This window comes from Fictibacillus solisalsi (genome assembly GCF_900103485.1).
In the GTDB taxonomy this organism is placed as follows: domain Bacteria; phylum Bacillota; class Bacilli; order Bacillales; family Fictibacillaceae; genus Fictibacillus_C; species Fictibacillus_C solisalsi.
Map to the genome: position 1 here is coordinate 126,703 of NZ_FNHW01000005.1, position 18,322 is coordinate 145,024.

At 36.8% G+C, this 18,322-nt stretch carries 19 protein-coding genes; all 19 read left to right on the forward strand.

Annotation, left to right across the window (positions count from 1 at the left end; genetic code table 11):
* Positions 1 to 46 precede the first annotated feature (46 nt).
* Positions 47 to 286, forward strand: a complete 240-nt coding sequence (locus BLT53_RS22040; protein ID WP_244520538.1) for an acyl carrier protein — start codon at positions 47 to 49, stop codon at positions 284 to 286.
* Positions 287 to 307: 21 nt separating this feature from the next.
* Positions 308 to 1,279, forward strand: a complete 972-nt coding sequence (locus tag BLT53_RS22045; RefSeq protein ID WP_090238875.1) for a hypothetical protein — start codon at positions 308 to 310, stop codon at positions 1,277 to 1,279.
* A gap of 3 nt (positions 1,280 to 1,282) precedes the next feature.
* Positions 1,283 to 2,374 carry an aminopeptidase gene (locus BLT53_RS22050; RefSeq protein ID WP_090238878.1) on the forward strand — a complete coding sequence of 364 codons (1,092 nt, stop codon included), beginning with the start codon at positions 1,283 to 1,285 and terminating at the stop codon, positions 2,372 to 2,374.
* 39 nt (positions 2,375 to 2,413) lie between these two features.
* The gene (locus BLT53_RS22055) at positions 2,414 to 3,562 is read left to right on the forward strand and encodes a glycosyltransferase (protein WP_090238881.1); all 1,149 of its coding nucleotides are present in this window, start codon (positions 2,414 to 2,416) and stop codon (positions 3,560 to 3,562) included.
* A 4-nt stretch (positions 3,563 to 3,566) separates the two neighbouring features.
* Positions 3,567 to 3,794 (forward strand): phosphopantetheine-binding protein, encoded by a 228-nt coding sequence (locus tag BLT53_RS22060; RefSeq protein WP_090238884.1) that lies wholly within the window; start codon positions 3,567 to 3,569, stop codon positions 3,792 to 3,794.
* A gap of 15 nt (positions 3,795 to 3,809) precedes the next feature.
* Complete coding sequence (locus BLT53_RS22065) at positions 3,810 to 4,631, forward strand: phytanoyl-CoA dioxygenase family protein (RefSeq protein ID WP_090238887.1); 822 nt, start codon at positions 3,810 to 3,812, stop codon at positions 4,629 to 4,631.
* Between the two features lie 14 nt (positions 4,632 to 4,645).
* A complete protein-coding gene (locus tag BLT53_RS22070) occupies positions 4,646 to 5,797 on the forward strand; it encodes an acyl-CoA dehydrogenase family protein (RefSeq protein ID WP_090238890.1) in 1,152 nt (383 codons plus the stop codon).
* A gap of 8 nt (positions 5,798 to 5,805) precedes the next feature.
* Positions 5,806 to 7,443 carry a carbamoyltransferase family protein gene (locus tag BLT53_RS22075; protein ID WP_170834473.1) on the forward strand — a complete coding sequence of 546 codons (1,638 nt, stop codon included), beginning with the start codon at positions 5,806 to 5,808 and terminating at the stop codon, positions 7,441 to 7,443.
* A complete protein-coding gene (locus BLT53_RS22080; protein ID WP_090238896.1) occupies positions 7,436 to 7,795 on the forward strand; it encodes a VOC family protein in 360 nt (119 codons plus the stop codon). Before BLT53_RS22075 ends, BLT53_RS22080 begins: the two co-directional genes overlap by 8 nt.
* A 332-nt stretch (positions 7,796 to 8,127) precedes the next feature.
* Positions 8,128 to 8,670: a hypothetical protein gene (locus BLT53_RS22085; protein WP_090238899.1), complete on the forward strand. Its 543-nt coding sequence runs from the start codon at positions 8,128 to 8,130 to the stop codon at positions 8,668 to 8,670.
* A 13-nt stretch (positions 8,671 to 8,683) separates the two neighbouring features.
* The gene (locus BLT53_RS22090) at positions 8,684 to 9,652 is read left to right on the forward strand and encodes a hypothetical protein (protein WP_090238902.1); all 969 of its coding nucleotides are present in this window, start codon (positions 8,684 to 8,686) and stop codon (positions 9,650 to 9,652) included.
* A 14-nt stretch (positions 9,653 to 9,666) separates the two neighbouring features.
* Positions 9,667 to 10,530 (forward strand): UTP--glucose-1-phosphate uridylyltransferase GalU, encoded by an 864-nt coding sequence (gene galU / locus BLT53_RS22095; protein WP_090238905.1) that lies wholly within the window; start codon positions 9,667 to 9,669, stop codon positions 10,528 to 10,530.
* Positions 10,531 to 10,963: 433 nt separating this feature from the next.
* Positions 10,964 to 11,809 (forward strand): RnfABCDGE type electron transport complex subunit D, encoded by an 846-nt coding sequence (locus BLT53_RS22100; RefSeq protein ID WP_090238907.1) that lies wholly within the window; start codon positions 10,964 to 10,966, stop codon positions 11,807 to 11,809.
* Between the two features lie 423 nt (positions 11,810 to 12,232).
* Positions 12,233 to 13,192 (forward strand): cytochrome c biogenesis protein CcdA, encoded by a 960-nt coding sequence (locus BLT53_RS22105; RefSeq protein WP_090238909.1) that lies wholly within the window; start codon positions 12,233 to 12,235, stop codon positions 13,190 to 13,192.
* Positions 13,193 to 13,798: 606 nt separating this feature from the next.
* Positions 13,799 to 14,836, forward strand: coding sequence for a Delta(5) desaturase DesA (gene desA, locus BLT53_RS22110; RefSeq protein WP_090238912.1), 1,038 nt, complete (start codon positions 13,799 to 13,801; stop codon positions 14,834 to 14,836).
* A 127-nt stretch (positions 14,837 to 14,963) separates the two neighbouring features.
* Complete coding sequence (locus BLT53_RS22115) at positions 14,964 to 16,088, forward strand: sensor histidine kinase (protein WP_090238915.1); 1,125 nt, start codon at positions 14,964 to 14,966, stop codon at positions 16,086 to 16,088.
* A complete protein-coding gene (locus BLT53_RS22120) occupies positions 16,085 to 16,684 on the forward strand; it encodes a response regulator transcription factor (RefSeq protein ID WP_090238918.1) in 600 nt (199 codons plus the stop codon). The genes BLT53_RS22115 and BLT53_RS22120 overlap by 4 nt, the downstream gene beginning before the upstream one ends.
* A gap of 503 nt (positions 16,685 to 17,187) precedes the next feature.
* A complete protein-coding gene (locus tag BLT53_RS22125; RefSeq protein ID WP_090238920.1) occupies positions 17,188 to 17,760 on the forward strand; it encodes a homing endonuclease associated repeat-containing protein in 573 nt (190 codons plus the stop codon).
* A 64-nt stretch (positions 17,761 to 17,824) separates the two neighbouring features.
* A complete protein-coding gene (locus tag BLT53_RS22130; protein ID WP_090238923.1) occupies positions 17,825 to 18,127 on the forward strand; it encodes a hypothetical protein in 303 nt (100 codons plus the stop codon).
* The last annotated feature ends 195 nt before the right edge of the window (positions 18,128 to 18,322 follow it).

Genomic DNA, 18,322 nt, shown 5'->3' on the forward strand with positions numbered 1-18,322 from the left:
TCCATAACACACCTATAATGAAATGGAAATTAAACGTAGAGAGGAAATGAAAAGGATGTCAAATAATGAACAAGTAATTATGAATTGCTTAAAAAAGGTTCTTCACAATGTGGAGTTCGATCATGAAAGTAATCTATTGGATTTGGGAATTGATTCGATGACTTTTATTCGCCTTGTGGTGGAAATAGAAGATGAGTTTGATATTGAGATTGAAGATGAAGAAATTGTCCTCCAAAACTTCGAATCGGTTGAGAGTATTGTCAAATTGGTTGAACGAAACTTATAAAAGTGAAAGGAAGTTTGTTTGATGCACTCAAAATCGATACAAGACTTTCTAACGAATCCCAAAGTTGTGGATTGGAGGTTCCCGGATAAAGATGGATTTTGCGAAAGAACGCTCGACTGCAAACAATTAGCGGTTAAAGAGGTTCTTCGATGGCGTAAAGAAAAAGACCTTCTTCCAATCTTCTTAAGTCCCTTTGATTGTTCCCATAAGGATCTTCAACTGAGAAGATCTGAACCAAATTTAAATCTTGGCTGGTCATTGCAAACCAAGCACTCGATTCCAAAAGAGAAGATCATTTCAGAGATTCAGCATTCTATAAGCAAGAATGGCTATTGCTTACTTTTTTACAAATCGTTTGAGACAACGTACTCCAGCTATTATAAAACGTTTGATATTGTTCACTGGTCCCTGATTGTCAATGCGGATGAGGGTAAGCTCACTCTGATTGACGAAGCAGGACATCCTAGTTACTTTCAAGGCCATTTGGGGCACGTGAATTTTGATAACTTCCAATCTAACTGGTTATGTGACTCCAACTATGGGATAGGACAAGTTATAAAAGAAGAGTCATCCAACGCTGACTGGAGTTCAGTTTGTTTTGAATTGATGAGATCATCTGTCGAAAATATGACTACTCATGGTGGCCTGGAGAATTTGAAGGATTTTGTTGACTCTTTACAGGAAACAAGCCCATCTATTATTGTTGAATACATTGAAACACTTGAATTTGATATTCATTATTTCCGTAGACTAAGAGAACTTTGGCTTTTGGCCGTCAATCGAGGGATTATTCCAAAACCGTACGTTAACCCGCTGTGGGTTGAAGAACTGTTTTATTTATGTAAATGTTGGTCTCTTATTATGGGGGTTCTGATGAAATGGAAAAGGCAGCCTTCGAAAGATTATAAGAAAAAACTTGTTGATTATGTCACTCAGACCTATAAAAATGAAGAAAGATTCTTTTTGGCTATGAAACAATCGCTAGGAGTGTGAGAATTGCAAAATGTTGCTCATACCGCTGTTCATGAGTCTTTACAAATCAAGCGTGGAGACAAAATCTATATCTATAGTATCGGTGATTCAAACTTAGTAGACGAGATTATACAGAAGGTACAGGAAGTAGGAGCTACTGTTTACTTGAATCAACTTTCGATATCCAATTGGAAAACGATTGTGAAATTTAGCACAGCGAGAACCTATAGAGGATTGCTAAAAAAAGAATTACGGTTGCTTCAAGAGATGAATGGGTTCATTGGATTAACCACGGATGAAAACCTCTATGAATTAAAAGATGTTTCAGCAGAAAGTCTAAAAGTGTATTATAAATACTTTTATGAACCTCTCTTACTTACCGCTCAGTCCCTTTCCAAATGGCTATTGTTACATCCTCCTTCTACTGCTCTCGCCCAACTAAGCTCTCAATCATTAGAACAACTTAACCATATATTTAATGATGCGGTTGGGCTATTGGAACATAACCGCTATTATCCTCTCTTCAAAGAGATGATGAATTTGCTTGAAGAGACCGATCAAGTTCATATTAAAACGCCTTTAACGGACTTACGCTTTTCGATCAAAGGAGTTAATCCTTCAATGTGCATGGGAAAGCATAACCTACCAGGTGGGGAGGTATATACGGCTCCCATTCCTTCATCCGTAAATGGTTATATTACCTTTAACATCCCATTTCACTCGTTTGGCACGGCGTTTGAAACTATTCAACTTTTTTACTGCAATGGATCACTCGAATATTATGTAACCAGTGACGATACTCACTTCCAACAAATTATACAATCCGATTTTGGGGCAAGTATATTCGGTGAATTTGGAATTGGGCTTAATCCTTTTATCGTAAGGCCTGTTTACACTTCTGCGTATGATGAAAAAATGGCAGGAACCATTCACCTAGCTCTTGGACAATCGTATAAATCCTCCTATAACGGAAACGATTCTACTGTACATATGGATCTTGTCCTTTCTTTGTTAAAAGAAGATGGTGGGGGTTGTCTTTTTTTTGATGAGGTACTCTTTATGAAAGATGGTAAGATTGTTCATCCACGTCTGCAACGTTTGATACCACTCACATAAAGAAAAGCTAGTCTATTTTCGAGAGGCAGGTGGTTAGGATTGGCCAATATATTAATTAGCACTCAACGGTTGTTAGGTCATTTATTGCCCGGTATTAAGCTTGGAATGGAGTTAAAGAAGAAGGGGCACCATGTAGTAATGCTCGGTCATACCAGTAATCAGAAAATGATCTGTGAGTCCGAATTGGATTTTATTTCCATAGGGTGGGATAAAGTACCGAATCTTTACTTGTATGAATTTTACTCGGAAATTATAGACCAAATCGATAAAAAAAGGTTTGATCTATTCATTTGTGATTCAACACAAAGTCCACCTGTATATGTAGCGGAAAAATTAAACATTCCTTGGGTCAGCTTCCAGACAACCATTCCTTTACCTGAAGAATTTATGCCCGGAAGAGCAAAGGTGAACAGACGACTTAGAAATGAATATACAAATCATTTGAATACCTTACGAAATAGAATCGGATTGCCTCCCTTGGACAGTGAGCTATATCGAACGAGAGGTGATTTGGTGGGGCTTTCCAGCCAACTTCACCTAATCATGGTCTACCCCGAATTGATAGATGAAACAATCACCACTTATTTTCCTCCCAATACCTATGTTGTTGGTAACATTAACTATCAAAAAAACACATTATCTCCCCAGATCAAAAAAATTCTTGCTACTCATAAAACCAAAATTCTTGTTTGTACGTCCTCTATTCCAAGATTGGAATATCGAGAATCAATGAACCGTTATATTGAAACAACCATTGATTTGTTTGCTAACAATATGGATATTCAACTCCTTATCTCTGACACACAAGATTGGTGGGGGGAGGAGTTACCACTTAATGTGGAATGGATTCAAGAAACACCTATTCATGACCAGCTTATTCCTTATGCTGATATTGTTGTTACACATGGGGGTTGTGGGACCCTGCAAAATGTTATAAAAAGCGGTAAACCGATGGTAATCATTCCATTGGGAGGAGATCATGAAGTACTAGGGGATAAATGCCGAAGGTTAGAAATTGCGGAGCTTATCTTCCCAGAGGATTTAACTCCTGAAAGGTTAGCTCATGCTATTCAAGTAACAATGGAAAGAAAAGAATCAAGTCAATTGTTGGCATTAATGAAAAAAACTAAAGGTTATCAACCCGAAATTCGAAGTGCTGAACTAGTTGAAGACATTATATTGAGGTGAAAAAATGAATATTGACCGATTTTTAGATTTAGTATCAGAGATTGTAGAGAAGCAGGAATTAGAATTAGACCAGTCGTTTGAAGAACTTGGATTAGATTCCACTAATGTGATCGAACTGCTTATTGAATTTGAAATGGAATACGATGTAGATATTCTGGATGACAATTTAAATTTAGATGATATCCACACACTTAAGGATGCCTACGATTACTTGTCTAATTTAATTGACTAATTGGGGGGGAATTATATGCCATTCTTAACAGCTGAAGATCGTAAACTTTTTGAAGAGGAAGGATACTTCATCATTCGAAACGTCTACAATCCATCGGAAGTGCAAAGAATAATCGACTTATATCAGGATTTATGGATCGATAAAGTGAAAAAGGGCCATATCCAGCAAGATTCTAAATATCCTATGGAAAGCTTATTCCCTACTTTACATGAAGTGCAGCGTGAAAACGAAGTACTAAAGGATTTTATGCTTGAAGATAGAAACTTTGCGATTGCTGAAGAAATTCTTGGGAGTGAACCACTCCTCATTGGGACGACTTGTTTTTTTAAAGCTCCCCATACCAAAGCTCTTCCTTTTCATCAGGATAACATTGACAACGGCTGTATTCCTGACCGAAATGTAGCCCTTTGGGTGAGTTTAGACGGCAGCGATCCTTCAAACGGCAGTCTTTGTTTTATCCCTCGTTCTCATAAAAATGGGCTTTACTCTATTAATCTCCCAGCTACTCACCCTTATGGTGTACTTTCAACAAATGTAAATGGTGAGACGGGAGATGAAACTAAAATTGTGCATATTAAAACAAATCCAGGCGATGTCGTGATTTTTGATGGCAATACAATTCATGGATCGAATTCCAATAGCACATCCACTCGTTTTAGACGATCATTTGCCATGCATTTTACAACCAAAACTGTTGAAAAAGTATTTGCGAATTTCACCCACCTTTATAATAAAAGAGGGGATGTTGTACAAAGACCCGTTAACAAAAAACACGGGAAAATACGAAGTCTCCTACTTCCACCGAAAAAAATGGAAGAAGGAGATAAGATCTATTAACTAGGGGATTATCTATGAGAAATAGTGAAATGCAGGATAAGCTAAATTATCTTAAGACATTTGATGAAAATGACATTCAAGGTAAAATTAAATATCTGATAGATCAAAACTTCCATCTTCTTACCTTGGATCCCGATATCACACCACAAAAATTGTTTTATTTTATCAGTAATCTCTCTTCCATCTGTCACAATACAGCGCTTTGCCTGGCCATGCACTTATACACGGTTTGGGGGATTCGACTTTTCACTTCTCAAAATGAGTTTGTCACTGATTGTCTGGATCAAGTAAAAGAACAAAAAAAATTGTTTGCCTCCTTGAATGAACCCTCCCTCCATTTTATCCATTCCAAAAATTTCAAAGAAAAAGATTATAGTATAACTGCTACAGAAGAAGAAGATGGTTATCTAATAAACGGAATAAAACGGTTCGTTTCCATGGAACCCCTCGTTAATTATTTACCTGTTTACTGTCGACTTAAAAATTATAAAGGTAATGATTATGGAATCATCACCCTAATCATACCTAAAGAAACCAAAGGGATTAAGGTCAATCAAGATTGGGACTCCATCTCAATGGGACCTTCGGAAAGCAACAGTATTACTTTTGAGGATGTGTTTGTCCCAAAAGAAAATGTAATCCTAAATTCTAATGCCTTTGTTAGGGAAACTGATGTATTAGGTTTGTTGTTTCGACTTGCGATTTCAAGCGTTTATGTGGGAATAGGCGAGAGGGCGTTACAATATTTGTATCAGAAAATACGATCACAACGAGTCCCACATCATGACAAACCACTTGCTTTTTTCCCGGGAGCTCAGTTTAATGTTGCGGAAATGTTAATTTTAAATGAAACTGCCAATTCACAGATTTTAGAATTATGCCGTTCAATAAATGAATATCTTAACAGCTCTAGATCGTACACCACAATGAAAGAACTAAAAAAGAAAAGTTTAATCACAAAGGAATATACGACTATATCCACGATAAAACTAGTTGAATTTGCCTTAAAGACAGTCGGAGTTGGAGGTTTGTCTTCACGAAGTCCTTTAGCCAAATTATACCAAGATGTATTGGCAGGCCCATTTCATCCTCCACAAAAGGATGTCCTCTATGAAATAATCGCAAAGGATTTCTTAGGTATAGTGCCTTACAAAAGTAGATGGTAGGTGGGACGATGAAAATTTTAGGCCTGGGAGGATCTGGCCATAATTTTTCAGCATGTATCGTAGAAGATGGAAGGCTTGTCTATGCGATAGAAGAAGAGCGATTGAATCGAGTGAAGTATGCTCTATTTCCTCCTGATGCTTCCAAAGTAAAACTCGCGAGAAATTATGCGGCTAAGTATTGTTTGAAACAAGCCGGTTATACGATGTCGGATATTGATTATGTTGCCACCAATGACATCATTGATCCTAGATATATCTCGAAATACCAATATAAACTTCAAACTTACAATCATCACCTCACACATGCCTCAAGTGTTTTTTTCACCTCTCCATTTACCGAAGCTGCAATTATGGTTATAGACGGCAGCGGAAGCGAAATTGGTAATACCCAGTATGAGACTATAAGTTTCTTTTATGCAGAAGGAAATAAGCTGAACAAATTTTTTATTCATAAAGGCAATAAAAGCAAAGAAAATGTCTATGAGTTTTTACCTAACAATTCCCTGGGTGGATTTTATCGTGCAGTAACAGAAGCAATAGGGTTTCACTTTTTGGAGGATGGGAAGACAATGGGGCTTTCTTCTTATGGTTCGGATCGGTATATTGACGATTTTCATCGGTTTTATACGTATAGTCCACACCATGGGTTTCTGCAATCAGATCAGGACATTCAGGATTTGAAAATGTTTATTCTTGATGAACTCTCTCTTTCAAAGAATTCATTCAAAACCAAAGCGGACTTTGCTCGAGCTGTGCAATATCACATAGAAGAGCTCCTTATTCAATTAGCTTTCAGCATTTATGAAAAGACAAAAAGTAAACATTTATGTATTTCAGGAGGAGTTGCTTTAAATAGTGTTGCCAATTCTCGCATTCTGAAAGAAACACCGTTTGAGAAGGTGTATATCTTTCCTGCTTCGGCGGATTCAGGATGCGCAATAGGGAGCGCACTATATCTATATTATGTTCAGCTTCAAAATCCATGGAGTCCTAAAGAAGAGCCTTTCTCCCCTTATCTAGGAGCAGAGTATGATGCAGAGGTTATGGAAAAAACCTTAGAAGAATACAAGGAACACCTTTGTTACCGTATTTCCAAAAACATATTTGAAGATACTGCAGCTTTTTTAAATGAAGGGAAGATCATTGGATGGTATCAAGGAAGGTCTGAAATTGGTCCAAGGGCTCTGGGAAACAGAAGTGTCATTGCAGATCCTAGAAAAATAGAGACGAGACAGCGAATTAATCAGTCAATTAAACGAAGAGAATTTTTCAGGCCGTTAGCGCCAGCAATCATGGAAGAATACCTACAGGATTATTTTGTGGACGCTGTTTCCTCCTACCATATGCTTTATGTAAATGAGATACAACCAAGCAAAGCTCATGAAATAGAAGCGGTTAGTCATATTGATGGGACGGCCAGAGTTCAAACAGTAACCCGCAAAAGTAATCCAATCTTTTATGCATTGCTTGAGCATTATAAAAACCTCACCGGTATCCCCCTTTTATTAAACACCTCTTTTAATGGAAGTGGAGAGCCCATTGTAGAATCTCCAAAGGATGCAATAAATAGTTATATCCATTTAGGTTTAGATGTCTTAATCATGGATGAATTCATTATAGAAAGAAGGAATGGTTTTAATGATTAACCAACCATTTGAAAATCACGTTTGTTGTTTGTTTCTTCATTTTGATGATTTGGCTAGAGCTAGTGAATGGTATCAGACAATGCTCGGTTTCTCAATACGTAAAAAAGACTTATCTAAAGGATTTGTTGAATTGCAAATGAATGGCGTCAACTTAACTTTGCTTACTTGGAGATCCAAAGAAAAGATAAAACCCAAACATCCTGTTTTCACTTTTTATAGTTTAGATATAGAAGAATCATTTAGAAAATTAAAAGAGAAAGGAATCAAGGTATACGATTTCAGTAATGCCGGTTCTGTGTCGGGTTTTTTATTTGAGGATTTAGAAAAGAACATTCTTATGGTTTGCAGTTAACGTAGCAATAAAACCCTATCAATAACTTCAGCATTTTTTTACGATATATGTATGGAACGTGTTAGTACAAGAAAGGGGGGGGATATAATGGCTAAGAAAATGAATTCCTAATAACCACTAAGGTGTCGATATCTTTAAAACCCCTGATACAAGTACTTTGTACTTGTTTTACTCCCCCTACCTCCCTCATTGACTTGACCTGACTTGACTTGACTATACCACTTATAAACAGCGGCACTTCCATACTTTTTCTCAACCTCTTATATTAAGAGGTTGAGAATCTTTTATCTTCATATGACTTTTATTTGAACGGAAAGCAAGGTGACCATTGTTTGTATAAGCCATTAAATATTACAACGTACTTAAATAATCGTGGCTCCACATATAAACAAGAATATATACATGGGAAGTTTACGGTATCCGGATCTTCTTTCCCTGCGGAATATATTCCGTATGATAAGGTATTTGTTTATAAAAATGTACCTTTTCAGTTTTTATTGACATCTAATGGAGACAACATCGAACTTGAAGGACAATCCCTTCACTTTCCTGCAATAGACGTAAAGACCATCCATTTTATCGGAGCCTCGAATAACGGTGACTTCAGTGAGAAAATCAACTTCTGTTATGATAATCAACAGAAATACGCAAGTACACTATCCTTCACAGATTGGATTGCCCCCCTTCCACGTTTCAATGAAAATGAACCAGCTATCCGTTTCCCTGGCATTCATACGGAAGTGGGAATTAACAAGCATATGAATTCAAATTTATGGTACCAAAGAATTGATTTTAATAAAAAGACAAGAGTAAACAAGATTGAATTGGAAGATAATCCTTCCATGCATATTTTTAGTATTACTTTTGAGTATTGAAGAGGTGAAGAAATTGCAAAATCCACCTAGAATAATTAAGGATAATACTTTGTCATGCTTTCAATTAGCCATTACCTCTCTTGCTGAACAGCAAGGCGTACAAATAGATGATATATGGTATCAAGCGGGATTTTATTTTGAGGATCAAGGCGACGACGGATTTCTTATAGACTCAAGGTATAAACCAATAGAAGACCAAATATTAAACTGTTACTTTGAAGAACATGAATTTTTTGACGTAGGTACATGTATGGATCAGGTTGATTATTATTTAAAGCAAGGGAATTCTCTAGCCGTAACCGTTGATAATTATGAGTTAAAGCATTCCAATAGCTATCATAATCAGCATCACGAACATCTTATTGAAATCAATAAACGCATGGGGGAGAAGTATTTTGTAACAGATCATTTTTTTCATTTTCAAGGAGAAATGACGCACGAAGAGATTGTATCGGGTGTAAGCTCTTACTTAGAACAGTTTAAGTCCTTGAAAATTAATTTATGTTTCCTAAAAAATAACCAGGTAGAGTATACTACCCACGATTTAATCCAGATCATTCAAGAAACGTGTACGATAATGAGCGGTGAGAAACTATTTAATGTATCGTTACGAGGAGAATTAGGGGTTAATGCGTTTTCAATAATGACCAATAAGTTTTTACAATGTGTTAATGGCGATGGGCAAGACGAAGATGAGATAGATGATTGGTATAACGCTTTTAAAGAGGTTGGAAATTCAAGGTATAATTTTTTTCGTTTGTTGCACCGTTATTACCCTACAATCGACTTATCATTTATTACTAAGGCTTCTCAAAACTGGATTTCCTTAGGGAATATGTTACTTAAAGCTCAATATTTAAACACATGGAAGGCCATGAATGAAAGAATTATTAAAAGATTTGAAAGAACTCTTTCTCAAGAAATAGAAAATATACATCACTTGAGGAACGTGTTGAACTCTCTTTGTAATTCTAAACAGTAGAGGGGGATATCTCCTTGAAGATACGTAAAGCCATCATTCCTGTTGCTGGATTAGGAACTCGATTTTTGCCTGCAACAAAGGCCCAACCTAAAGCCATGTTACCAATTGTAGATAAGCCTGCAATCCAGTATGTAGTAGAAGAAGCTATTGCATCAGGAATAGAAGAAATTTTTATAATTATTAATCCTTCAGACAGCTCCATTCAAAACCACTTTAATCGATCATATATACTTGAAGAAATTCTTGAAAGACGAAAAAAATTTGAATTAAGAGATGAACTAAAGAAATTGTCAGAAATGGCAAAAATCCAATTCATTATACAAAAGCGCCCAAAAGGATTGGGTGATGCGATTCTCTGCGCAAGGCCTTTTATTGAAGATGATGAACCTTTTGCAGTCCTACTTGGGGATGATATTGTAAAGAATAAGATTCCTTGCTTATTACAATTGATTCGTATATACACAATCCACCAGTCCCCAGTAATTGGGGTGTCACACGTTCAGGATAGTGATGTCTCAAAATATGGGATTATACATCCTAGAAACATTACTAATAGCAGAATTATCCCTATTAAGACCCTTGTCGAGAAGCCTGCACTCCATTTGGCTCCCTCTCGGTATGCCGTTATAGGAAGGTACATTTTATCCCCTCTAATCTTTCCTCTGATTGAAAAAATTTTTCCGGATCAAAACCAAGAGATTCAGCTCACAGATGCATTAATTCAATTAAGTAAAATCAGGAACATGCTCGCATATGTATTTCGAGGAAAAAGATACGATGTGGGGGATAAATTAGGGTTTCTTGAAGCAAATATCGATTTTGCGCTCCGAAGAGAAGACCTGAATAAACCACTAACAAACATGTTAAGAAAGAAATAAAAGAGGCGGAACATATGTGCCAACATAAATGTCAATGTCAGCATCCCACGAGTTGTGGATCTAAATCAATTAAAAAGGATAGACAAAAAGAGGAAACTGTTCAGTTGTTACTTAATCATTTTAGTTCCTATCCACACAGATATCCTTTTACAGGTTTGCCCTGGTTATCTCCTCACTATACAAATAAATGCAAGTCCTCCAAATCCTCCTCAAAGTAGTAGTTATGATTGTGTTTGAACGAGAGTTCCTTATATTCTATCCCCATTTATCAGTCTTAAAGGTCACGTTAACTTCTAGATACCTTAAAAATATGGGTGTGTGATAATTTTTGTCCTACCTTTCTCTTTCTTATATAAATCAACAACAAAACACGAGAACGGATAGGGGAATTCCAATAAATTGACAATATAGAATACGTAAAGGACCGTGAAAAATGGACAAAGAGCCTTCAAAAATCAATAGCCTCACACCTAAGAGTGCAGTAACTTCTTGGAGTGATTATAAAGTTGATCCAAGATACTTCTTATTGTTATTTTTAGCTTTGTTTTTTACAGCTGGACAGATTTATTTAGGTTTTTTTCAAACATTAAATGCCATGATCGTATCGGTTACTTGTACTACAATAACTGAATTAATATTAGTGAGACTCCTATATAAAAAATGGAAATTCCCCTTAAGTGCAGTAATATCTGGTTTAGGTATAAGTTTATTACTAAGTTCTTACGCTCTTTGGCCATATGCTCTTGCTGCATTTCTTGCTATGTTCTTTAAATTTTTTATCCGGTTTCAAGGTGGACATGTTTTTAACCCAAATAATCTAGCATTAGTTATTATATTGTTCTTTTTACCGGAGTTTGCTGTGAGTACCCCCAAACAGTGGACAAATGGAATAGGTGTAATGGTAACCATTTTGATTTTGGGTCTTTTTGTATCCTATTTAGCTAATCGACTTGATACCGTACTTTCTTTCTTATTTGGATTTTTCATATTTGGCCTAATAAGACATTTCTTTTTCGAAGAACCCCTTTGGTCAGCAATTGGACCTATCATGGGTGCCTCCCTGCAACTATTTAGTTTCTATATGATTACGGACCCAAAAACTACACCGAAAAGCAGAAAAGCGCGAATTATCTTTGCCATAATGGTTGCTTTGATTGATGCTATTTTTAGAAACTCTAGTATTCCTAATTCGCAATTTTACGCAAGCTTTATAATCAGTTTACTTTTCACTATCCCATATCGATATTACACCAAACAAAAGATGATTGTGAGAACATAATACTGAGCGATTATCATATTGGTACTAACCTTTAAACTTTTTTTCAGCTCTATAGGAAGAGAAGGGGGGTGAAAAAATGTGCAAACAGGAATGTCAGTGTAAATGTAACCAAAATTGTAATAGGGTTATAGAAAAGAGCAAGCAAACGAGTGAACCACATCAAGATCTTTACAAATTAACTAATCTCTCAAATCTATTACCTTTTTCGAAATTGCCCCGGAATCTCCCACACCACTTTAAGTAAGTTTTAAAACTTACTCACTTTTCATTAAGCATGTTTTCCACTAAAAATAGTTTATAATTTCATTTCTTTATCTACTACAAAGAAAGGAGTTATTAATTATGCACATAAAAAAACCAGGCCCTCCGGGCATCTATCTCATTTAGCAATTTAAACTTGTCATCATTATTGGAGGAAAAGGATTGAACTTAAAAACAGAAAAAGGTTCAAATAGTATTTATTTAGCAACCCAATCATTTTACCCAGTACGTCGGCGGGTTATTTGGGCACTACTATCGATTGCAGTAGGTGTCATCATAGCTGGATTTTGGAATTACAACTTAGTAGACGGTTTTGGACATGATATTGTAGCAAAAAATATGGTAGGTGAGAGTAGCCAAGCAGCAGGCTCTTTTAAGGAAAGAGGGTTTAGTTTTGGTGTCTTGTTTGCCTTTGCAGCAGGACTTGCCGCAACATTTACTGCTTGTAACTGTGTAACTTTCTCTATGCTACCTTCCCTGGCTTGTGCCACAGATCGGACTTCTACTCGAAAAACAGCCCTCAAAGCACTTGGTATTTTTAGTTTAGGTGTCCTATTGGTTACTGCAATTTATGGTTTTTACACGGGTTCCATGGGATCAGAAGTTGTCCAAAAATACAATGAACGAGGAACCCGGCTTTCTCAGGCGACCGTAACCTTTACACTTTTAGGTCTTTTTATGTTAATGTGGGGTGGCATTTCACTTGGGTTTTTCAATAGGTTGATTTCGAGAATCCCTTTACATGTTAGGGGTTTCTTCGGAAATTCATTAACAAAAGCTGGACTAATGGGGTTACAAGTAGGGCTATTCACTGTGGGGCGTCCATTTGGTGTATTTCGCGATTTCCTGGCCTATGCTGCGTCTACACGTAATCCTCTCTATGGAGCCTTTGTGATGAGTGTTCAAGGCATTGGTCAAATTGCGATTATGGTGATTATATTTTTGCTTATCATTTTGTTATTTGGTAAGCGTTTAGGACAATGGGCAAGAGAAAAACCTCATCAAGCTGAGTTAATTAGTACAACCGCTCTTTTGTTAGGAGGAGCCTACTTTATTTTTTATTGGGGACTAGCTGTTCCTTTTGGGTTAGGACGATGGGGTGAATGGTTCGGATGGTACTAATTCAATAATGGAATTTCAAATGATTGAAAGAGCAAAAATACACTTTTGAAAACAAGTGTGTTTTTGCTTTTGTTTTTAGTTATATTTGTGATATTAATAAAAACCAAAGTAAAGACAATAACGATTAAACACACAAAAGAGTGGCGAATTGAAAATTAAATCGGTTCGAACCGAAAAACAAGATTGAAGAGCCTCTTGATTCAGGTGGATGGAGTTAGTAACAGAAGCCATGAAATCAGAGGTTACGAACCTCATCCATGATAAATTAAGTTTAATTAATTTCACGTACCGTATTTCGAATGGATTTTACTGACGTCAGTACTAATACACATAGACTTGAGTAGCAGGTCTGGTTTTTCATGTCTTGCTTTTTGGATGCATTTATACATATTTTCCGTTTACTAAAAAATACAAAGAAACATGGTACGTCGTTATCAAATTCCCAGCCTTTCGCTTTATATATTCCATATTCCCCCTTACATAGTTATCAGTATAGCAAAACATATACATGACAAATATCATACTTTGAGGATGACACGTATGTCTTAAAAGCAAAGACTCCCATCTGTATACTTGAGTAGAACAAATGGGAGGGAACCATAAGCAATGTTAAAACAAAAAAATGCTATTAATTTACGAAAACAAGTTGCTCCATATGAAAAACCTAATACGAAAAATAGTGTAGCGCAGCTTATCAATACGCTTGTGCCCTTTATTCTACTTTGGTACCTGGCTTACGAAAGCCTGTCCATTTCATATTTAATCACTTTGCCTTTAACGATCATTGGTGCCGGATTTTTGACGCGTATCTTTATTATTTTTCATGATTGCTGCCACCATTCTTTCTTTAAAAACCGAAAAGTCAATAAAATAGTGGGAACGATTACAGGGATCCTGACTTTGTTCCCATATCACCAATGGCAGCATGAACATAACATCCATCATGCTACAAGTGGTAACTTAAATAAACGTGGTACAGGTGATATTTGGATCATGACGGTAGATGAGTATTTAGCGGCATCTTTTTGGAGGCGCATCATTTATCGTTTATACCGCAATCCGATCATCATGTTTGGTCTAGGGCCAATATACGTATTCCTGATTACCAATCGCTTTAACCGCAAAGGAGCAAGATTCAAAGAACGCATAAATTTATATATAACAAACCTTTCTATCACTGCGTTGGCCGCTTTACTTTGCTGGACCGTTGGCTGGGAGGCATTCTTGCTTGTTCAAGGTCCCATTTTCTTCATATCGGGTGTTGCTGGTATTTGGCTGTTTTATGTGCAGCATCAATTTGAAGACTCTTATTTTGAAAACGAGGAAGAGTGGGATTATGTGAAAGCCGCTATAGATGGTAGTTCTTACTATAAGCTTCCGAAAGTACTGCAATGGCTGACAGGGAATATTGGATTTCATCATATTCATCATTTAAGCCCAAGGGTGCCGAATTATAACTTGGAAGATGTTCACAGTATCGATTCCACATTCCAAAATGTACAAACGATCACTCTTACTTCAAGCCTTCGTTCCCTCTGCTTCCGTCTTTGGGATGAAGAGAGCAGAACGTTTATTAGCTTTAGAGGCATTCAAAAGGTAAAATCAAAAAAGAATAAGGTAAACGCCTATTTGAAATCAGTTTAAGCAGCACATAACATACGTAGTCCTGAAAGCATGGGTCAAACCCTTGTTTTCAGGACTCTATTCTTTCTTGAAGAGTCATTGTGATAAAATCATGATAGGCATTTAACACTGTAAAAGAGGTTTCATTATGAAAAAGATATATAAGCTGTTTCAAAGAAATACAGGGATTTCTCCGTATGTTTGGAGTGTTTTTAGTATTTTGCCGTTTTATTTTATTTTTCAATCATCATCCACGAAAGCCATTGTGGTGGGTATTTTATTGACTATTTTATTTTTTATTTCATATCGTTTTGCTTTCATATCAAAAGGGTGGCCTGTTTACGGATGGGCTAGTATTCTAATTGCAATTTCAATTACCATGACAAGCCTTTATAACTATGTCTATTTTGCGTTTTTTCTTGCTTTTTTTATTGGTAATATAAAAGAGCGGATTCCTTTTATTGCTTTATATATTATTCATCTCGTCAGCATGACCATCTCTTTTAACTTCAACATCGTTTTTCAGGATGATCAGTTCCTAAAACAACTGCCTTTTATTATTATCATTTGGATTAGTATCATCTTTATGCCTTTCAGTTTATATAACCGAAAAAAACGCGAGCAGCTTGAGGAACAATTGCAAGATGCAAATGCTATACTCGTAAAACAGAAGGAACGACAGCGAATTGCCCGTGATCTGCACGATACTTTAGGACAAAAGCTTTCACTGATCGGGCTTAAAAGTGATTTGGCCAAAAAGTTAATTGAAAAAGACCCCGAACAGGCCCGTTCACAGTTGAATGACGTCCAGCAGACAGCTAGAACAGCACTAAATGAAGTCCGGAAAATGGTGTCTCAAATGAGAGGCATTCGATTAGAAGAAGAACTCGTCAATGTGAAACAACTACTTAAAGCAGCGCAAATTGAATATATAGGTGTACAAAAAGTAAACCTCACGAATGTTTCCTTGCTGATTGAAAATATTTTGAGCATGTGTTTGAAAGAAGCGGTAACCAATGTCGTTAAACACAGTGGGGCTACCACCTGTTATATCTCCATCGAACAATCATTAAACGAAGTTATCATTTCCATAAGGGATAACGGAGCAGGAATAAAAGTAAATGAAGAAACAAAAGGCCACGGGCTACTAGGAATCAAAGAACGGCTTGAGTTTGTCAACGGACGTATGGAGCTATCTATAGAGGAGGGGACAACGTTAATCATACGAGTGCCGAATGTTATAAAATCTACGGAAAAGGGGGGAGATCAATGATTCGGATCGTGATTGCGGAAGACCAGCAAATGATGCTGGGAGCACTGGGTCTGCTTCTTAATTTGGAAGAGGATATGGAAGTCGTCGGAAAGGCCGGCGACGGAGAAAAGGCGATTTCGCTTGTTCATCAGCATCAACCAGACATTTGTATTATGGATATTGAAATGCCAGTAAAAACTGGACTTGAAGCTGCGGAAGAACTGAAAGAATCATGTACCAAAGTGATCATTTTAACCACATTCGCTCGTACAGGATATTTTCAGCGTGCCGTGAAAGCTGGGGTCAGAGGATATTTACTGAAAGACAGTCCAAGTGAAGAATTGGCAAGCTCCATCCGTAGTGTGATGGCAGGCAGGCGAATATATGCCCCTGAACTTGTGGACGATGCCTACAGTGACGATAACCCGCTGACTGACCGTGAAAAAGAGGTGTTGACCCTTATTGCCGATGGGAAAAATACGAAGGAGATCGCCAATCAGCTTTCTATCAAAGCTGGAACGGTGCGAAACTACATTTCAACAATATTAGAAAAACTAGAAGTCACCAATCGGATTGAAGCCATTACCCGGTTTCAGGAAAAAGGCTGGTTTAAATAAGATTCCCGTACTTGCCTGTGCTGCAGAGAAGAACCGATCATTTTATGATCGGTTTTGTTTTGCTTGTGAAAACATCAGACGTTAAAAATTTAATGTCAAAATCCAGGGATTCAAATATTTAATTCAGTGTGGCACTCATCCCCATTTGGTACAACCCCTCGCATTTGCCAGAAATGTTAGAAAAGAGGTCATTGGAGAGCTCTTTACAAACTGGATATAGACAAAGCTAGAAAAGCTGCTTTCCTCTTACATAAAAATAGAAATTATAAGGATACGAACTTTGGCACCACAAAGAGCAGAGAAGGGTATGTAACCTAAGCACCTCAAGGGTGGACTAGGTTAACGTATTGTAGCCAAAGCTCTTTTTGAAAATCAAGCATCAAAGCTTGGTTTTGTAATAAGTAGTACTAAAACGAACAATATTCCTTACGATACAACCGTTATTTACTAGTAAAAAACAAAGCACTGAACAGATTTTTTAAATTACTAAAGAGGTGTATCCAATGAATAAGTACTCGGATGAAGAGTTACTCGTAACTTTAAGGAAAGCTGCTGCAGAGTGTGGAGGTTCTTTGAGTATTATAAAATATAGGGAGCTAGGTTGGCTTCCATCCGACAAAACCTACTCTAATCGATTTGGAAGTTGGTCAAACGCATTGAAACAAGCGGGGATTGGACAAACAAATGCAAAGTTTGCAAAAAGTTATTCCAGAGAGGAAATAATCAAACGACTGCAGCACTACTACCAAGAGAATGCATATAGTATCACATATAACCTTTATAAAGAGAAAAATTATTCTCCAACATTAAACACGATAAGAAAAAGGTTTGGTACTTGGAACAGGGCATTAAAGGCCGCGGGCATTCCTATTAATCGTGAAGTTGCAGAAAAGTATACAAAGCAACAGGTTATTCGGGCACTACAAAGAGGTGCAGGGGATCAGGCATATATAACCGTTCAAGAATACGTGAAGAAGGGGATACGTCCTTCTATAGATACTGTTCATGGGTTATTCGGTTCGTGGAGTAATGCTACTCGTGCAGCAGGACTTTATAAAAAGAACAAGGATGCTTGAAAGATGTTAAACATATTGTATGTGCTTCCCGATTATATATAGAGACCAAACTGGAGGTACAGGAATGATGCAAGCTCGTTACATTTTTAGACAAACATACCGGCGATATAATGACGGACAAGTAATAGAAGGCCGTTACATTATAAAGAGGATAGACGGAAGAACAGACAAACATAAAGATACCATACTAAAATCTCAGATTACACTACAATCAGCCTATGATTTTGCTGATAAAACTCTACAATCCTTAAGCGAAAAACCGTTATCTTTTGACTTTCCGATATTAGAAAGTACTTTAGATGCAACATTACAAGAAGGATCTTTATTTGAGAATCCTAGGTTTATTATGTTTAATCCTTCGCTTTAGTTATATACAAATAAGACAATGAGTGAACCATTAACAATGCATAAACGGACGATAGGTAAGCATTTGTAATTATGAAGTTGAAAATAAGAAATAATGGGCTTTTTTATTAAAAATCCCGCTTATAATAGCGGGATTTTTGTTTACTTATAGGAGAGATGCGCTCTCCAATTTATTTAGTTTCAACATTTTTTATCA

Excerpts from the sequence above, each read along its gene's own strand:
- BLT53_RS22065 (WP_090238887.1), top strand. The coding sequence starts at position 3,810 with ATGCCATTCTTAACAGCTGAAGATCGTAAACTTTTTGAAGAGGAAGGA.
- BLT53_RS22040 (WP_244520538.1), top strand. The coding sequence starts at position 47 with ATGAAAAGGATGTCAAATAATGAACAAGTAATTATGAATTGCTTAAAA.
- BLT53_RS22060 (WP_090238884.1), top strand. The coding sequence starts at position 3,567 with ATGAATATTGACCGATTTTTAGATTTAGTATCAGAGATTGTAGAGAAG.
- BLT53_RS22045 (WP_090238875.1), top strand. The coding sequence starts at position 308 with ATGCACTCAAAATCGATACAAGACTTTCTAACGAATCCCAAAGTTGTG.
- desA (WP_090238912.1), top strand. The coding sequence starts at position 13,799 with ATGTTAAAACAAAAAAATGCTATTAATTTACGAAAACAAGTTGCTCCA.
- BLT53_RS22100 (WP_090238907.1), top strand. The coding sequence starts at position 10,964 with ATGGACAAAGAGCCTTCAAAAATCAATAGCCTCACACCTAAGAGTGCA.
- BLT53_RS22130 (WP_090238923.1), top strand. The coding sequence starts at position 17,825 with ATGATGCAAGCTCGTTACATTTTTAGACAAACATACCGGCGATATAAT.
- BLT53_RS22115 (WP_090238915.1), top strand. The coding sequence starts at position 14,964 with ATGAAAAAGATATATAAGCTGTTTCAAAGAAATACAGGGATTTCTCCG.
- BLT53_RS22075 (WP_170834473.1), top strand. The coding sequence starts at position 5,806 with ATGAAAATTTTAGGCCTGGGAGGATCTGGCCATAATTTTTCAGCATGT.
- BLT53_RS22125 (WP_090238920.1), top strand. The coding sequence starts at position 17,188 with ATGAATAAGTACTCGGATGAAGAGTTACTCGTAACTTTAAGGAAAGCT.
- BLT53_RS22070 (WP_090238890.1), top strand. The coding sequence starts at position 4,646 with ATGAGAAATAGTGAAATGCAGGATAAGCTAAATTATCTTAAGACATTT.
- BLT53_RS22080 (WP_090238896.1), top strand. The coding sequence starts at position 7,436 with ATGATTAACCAACCATTTGAAAATCACGTTTGTTGTTTGTTTCTTCAT.
- BLT53_RS22120 (WP_090238918.1), top strand. The coding sequence starts at position 16,085 with ATGATTCGGATCGTGATTGCGGAAGACCAGCAAATGATGCTGGGAGCA.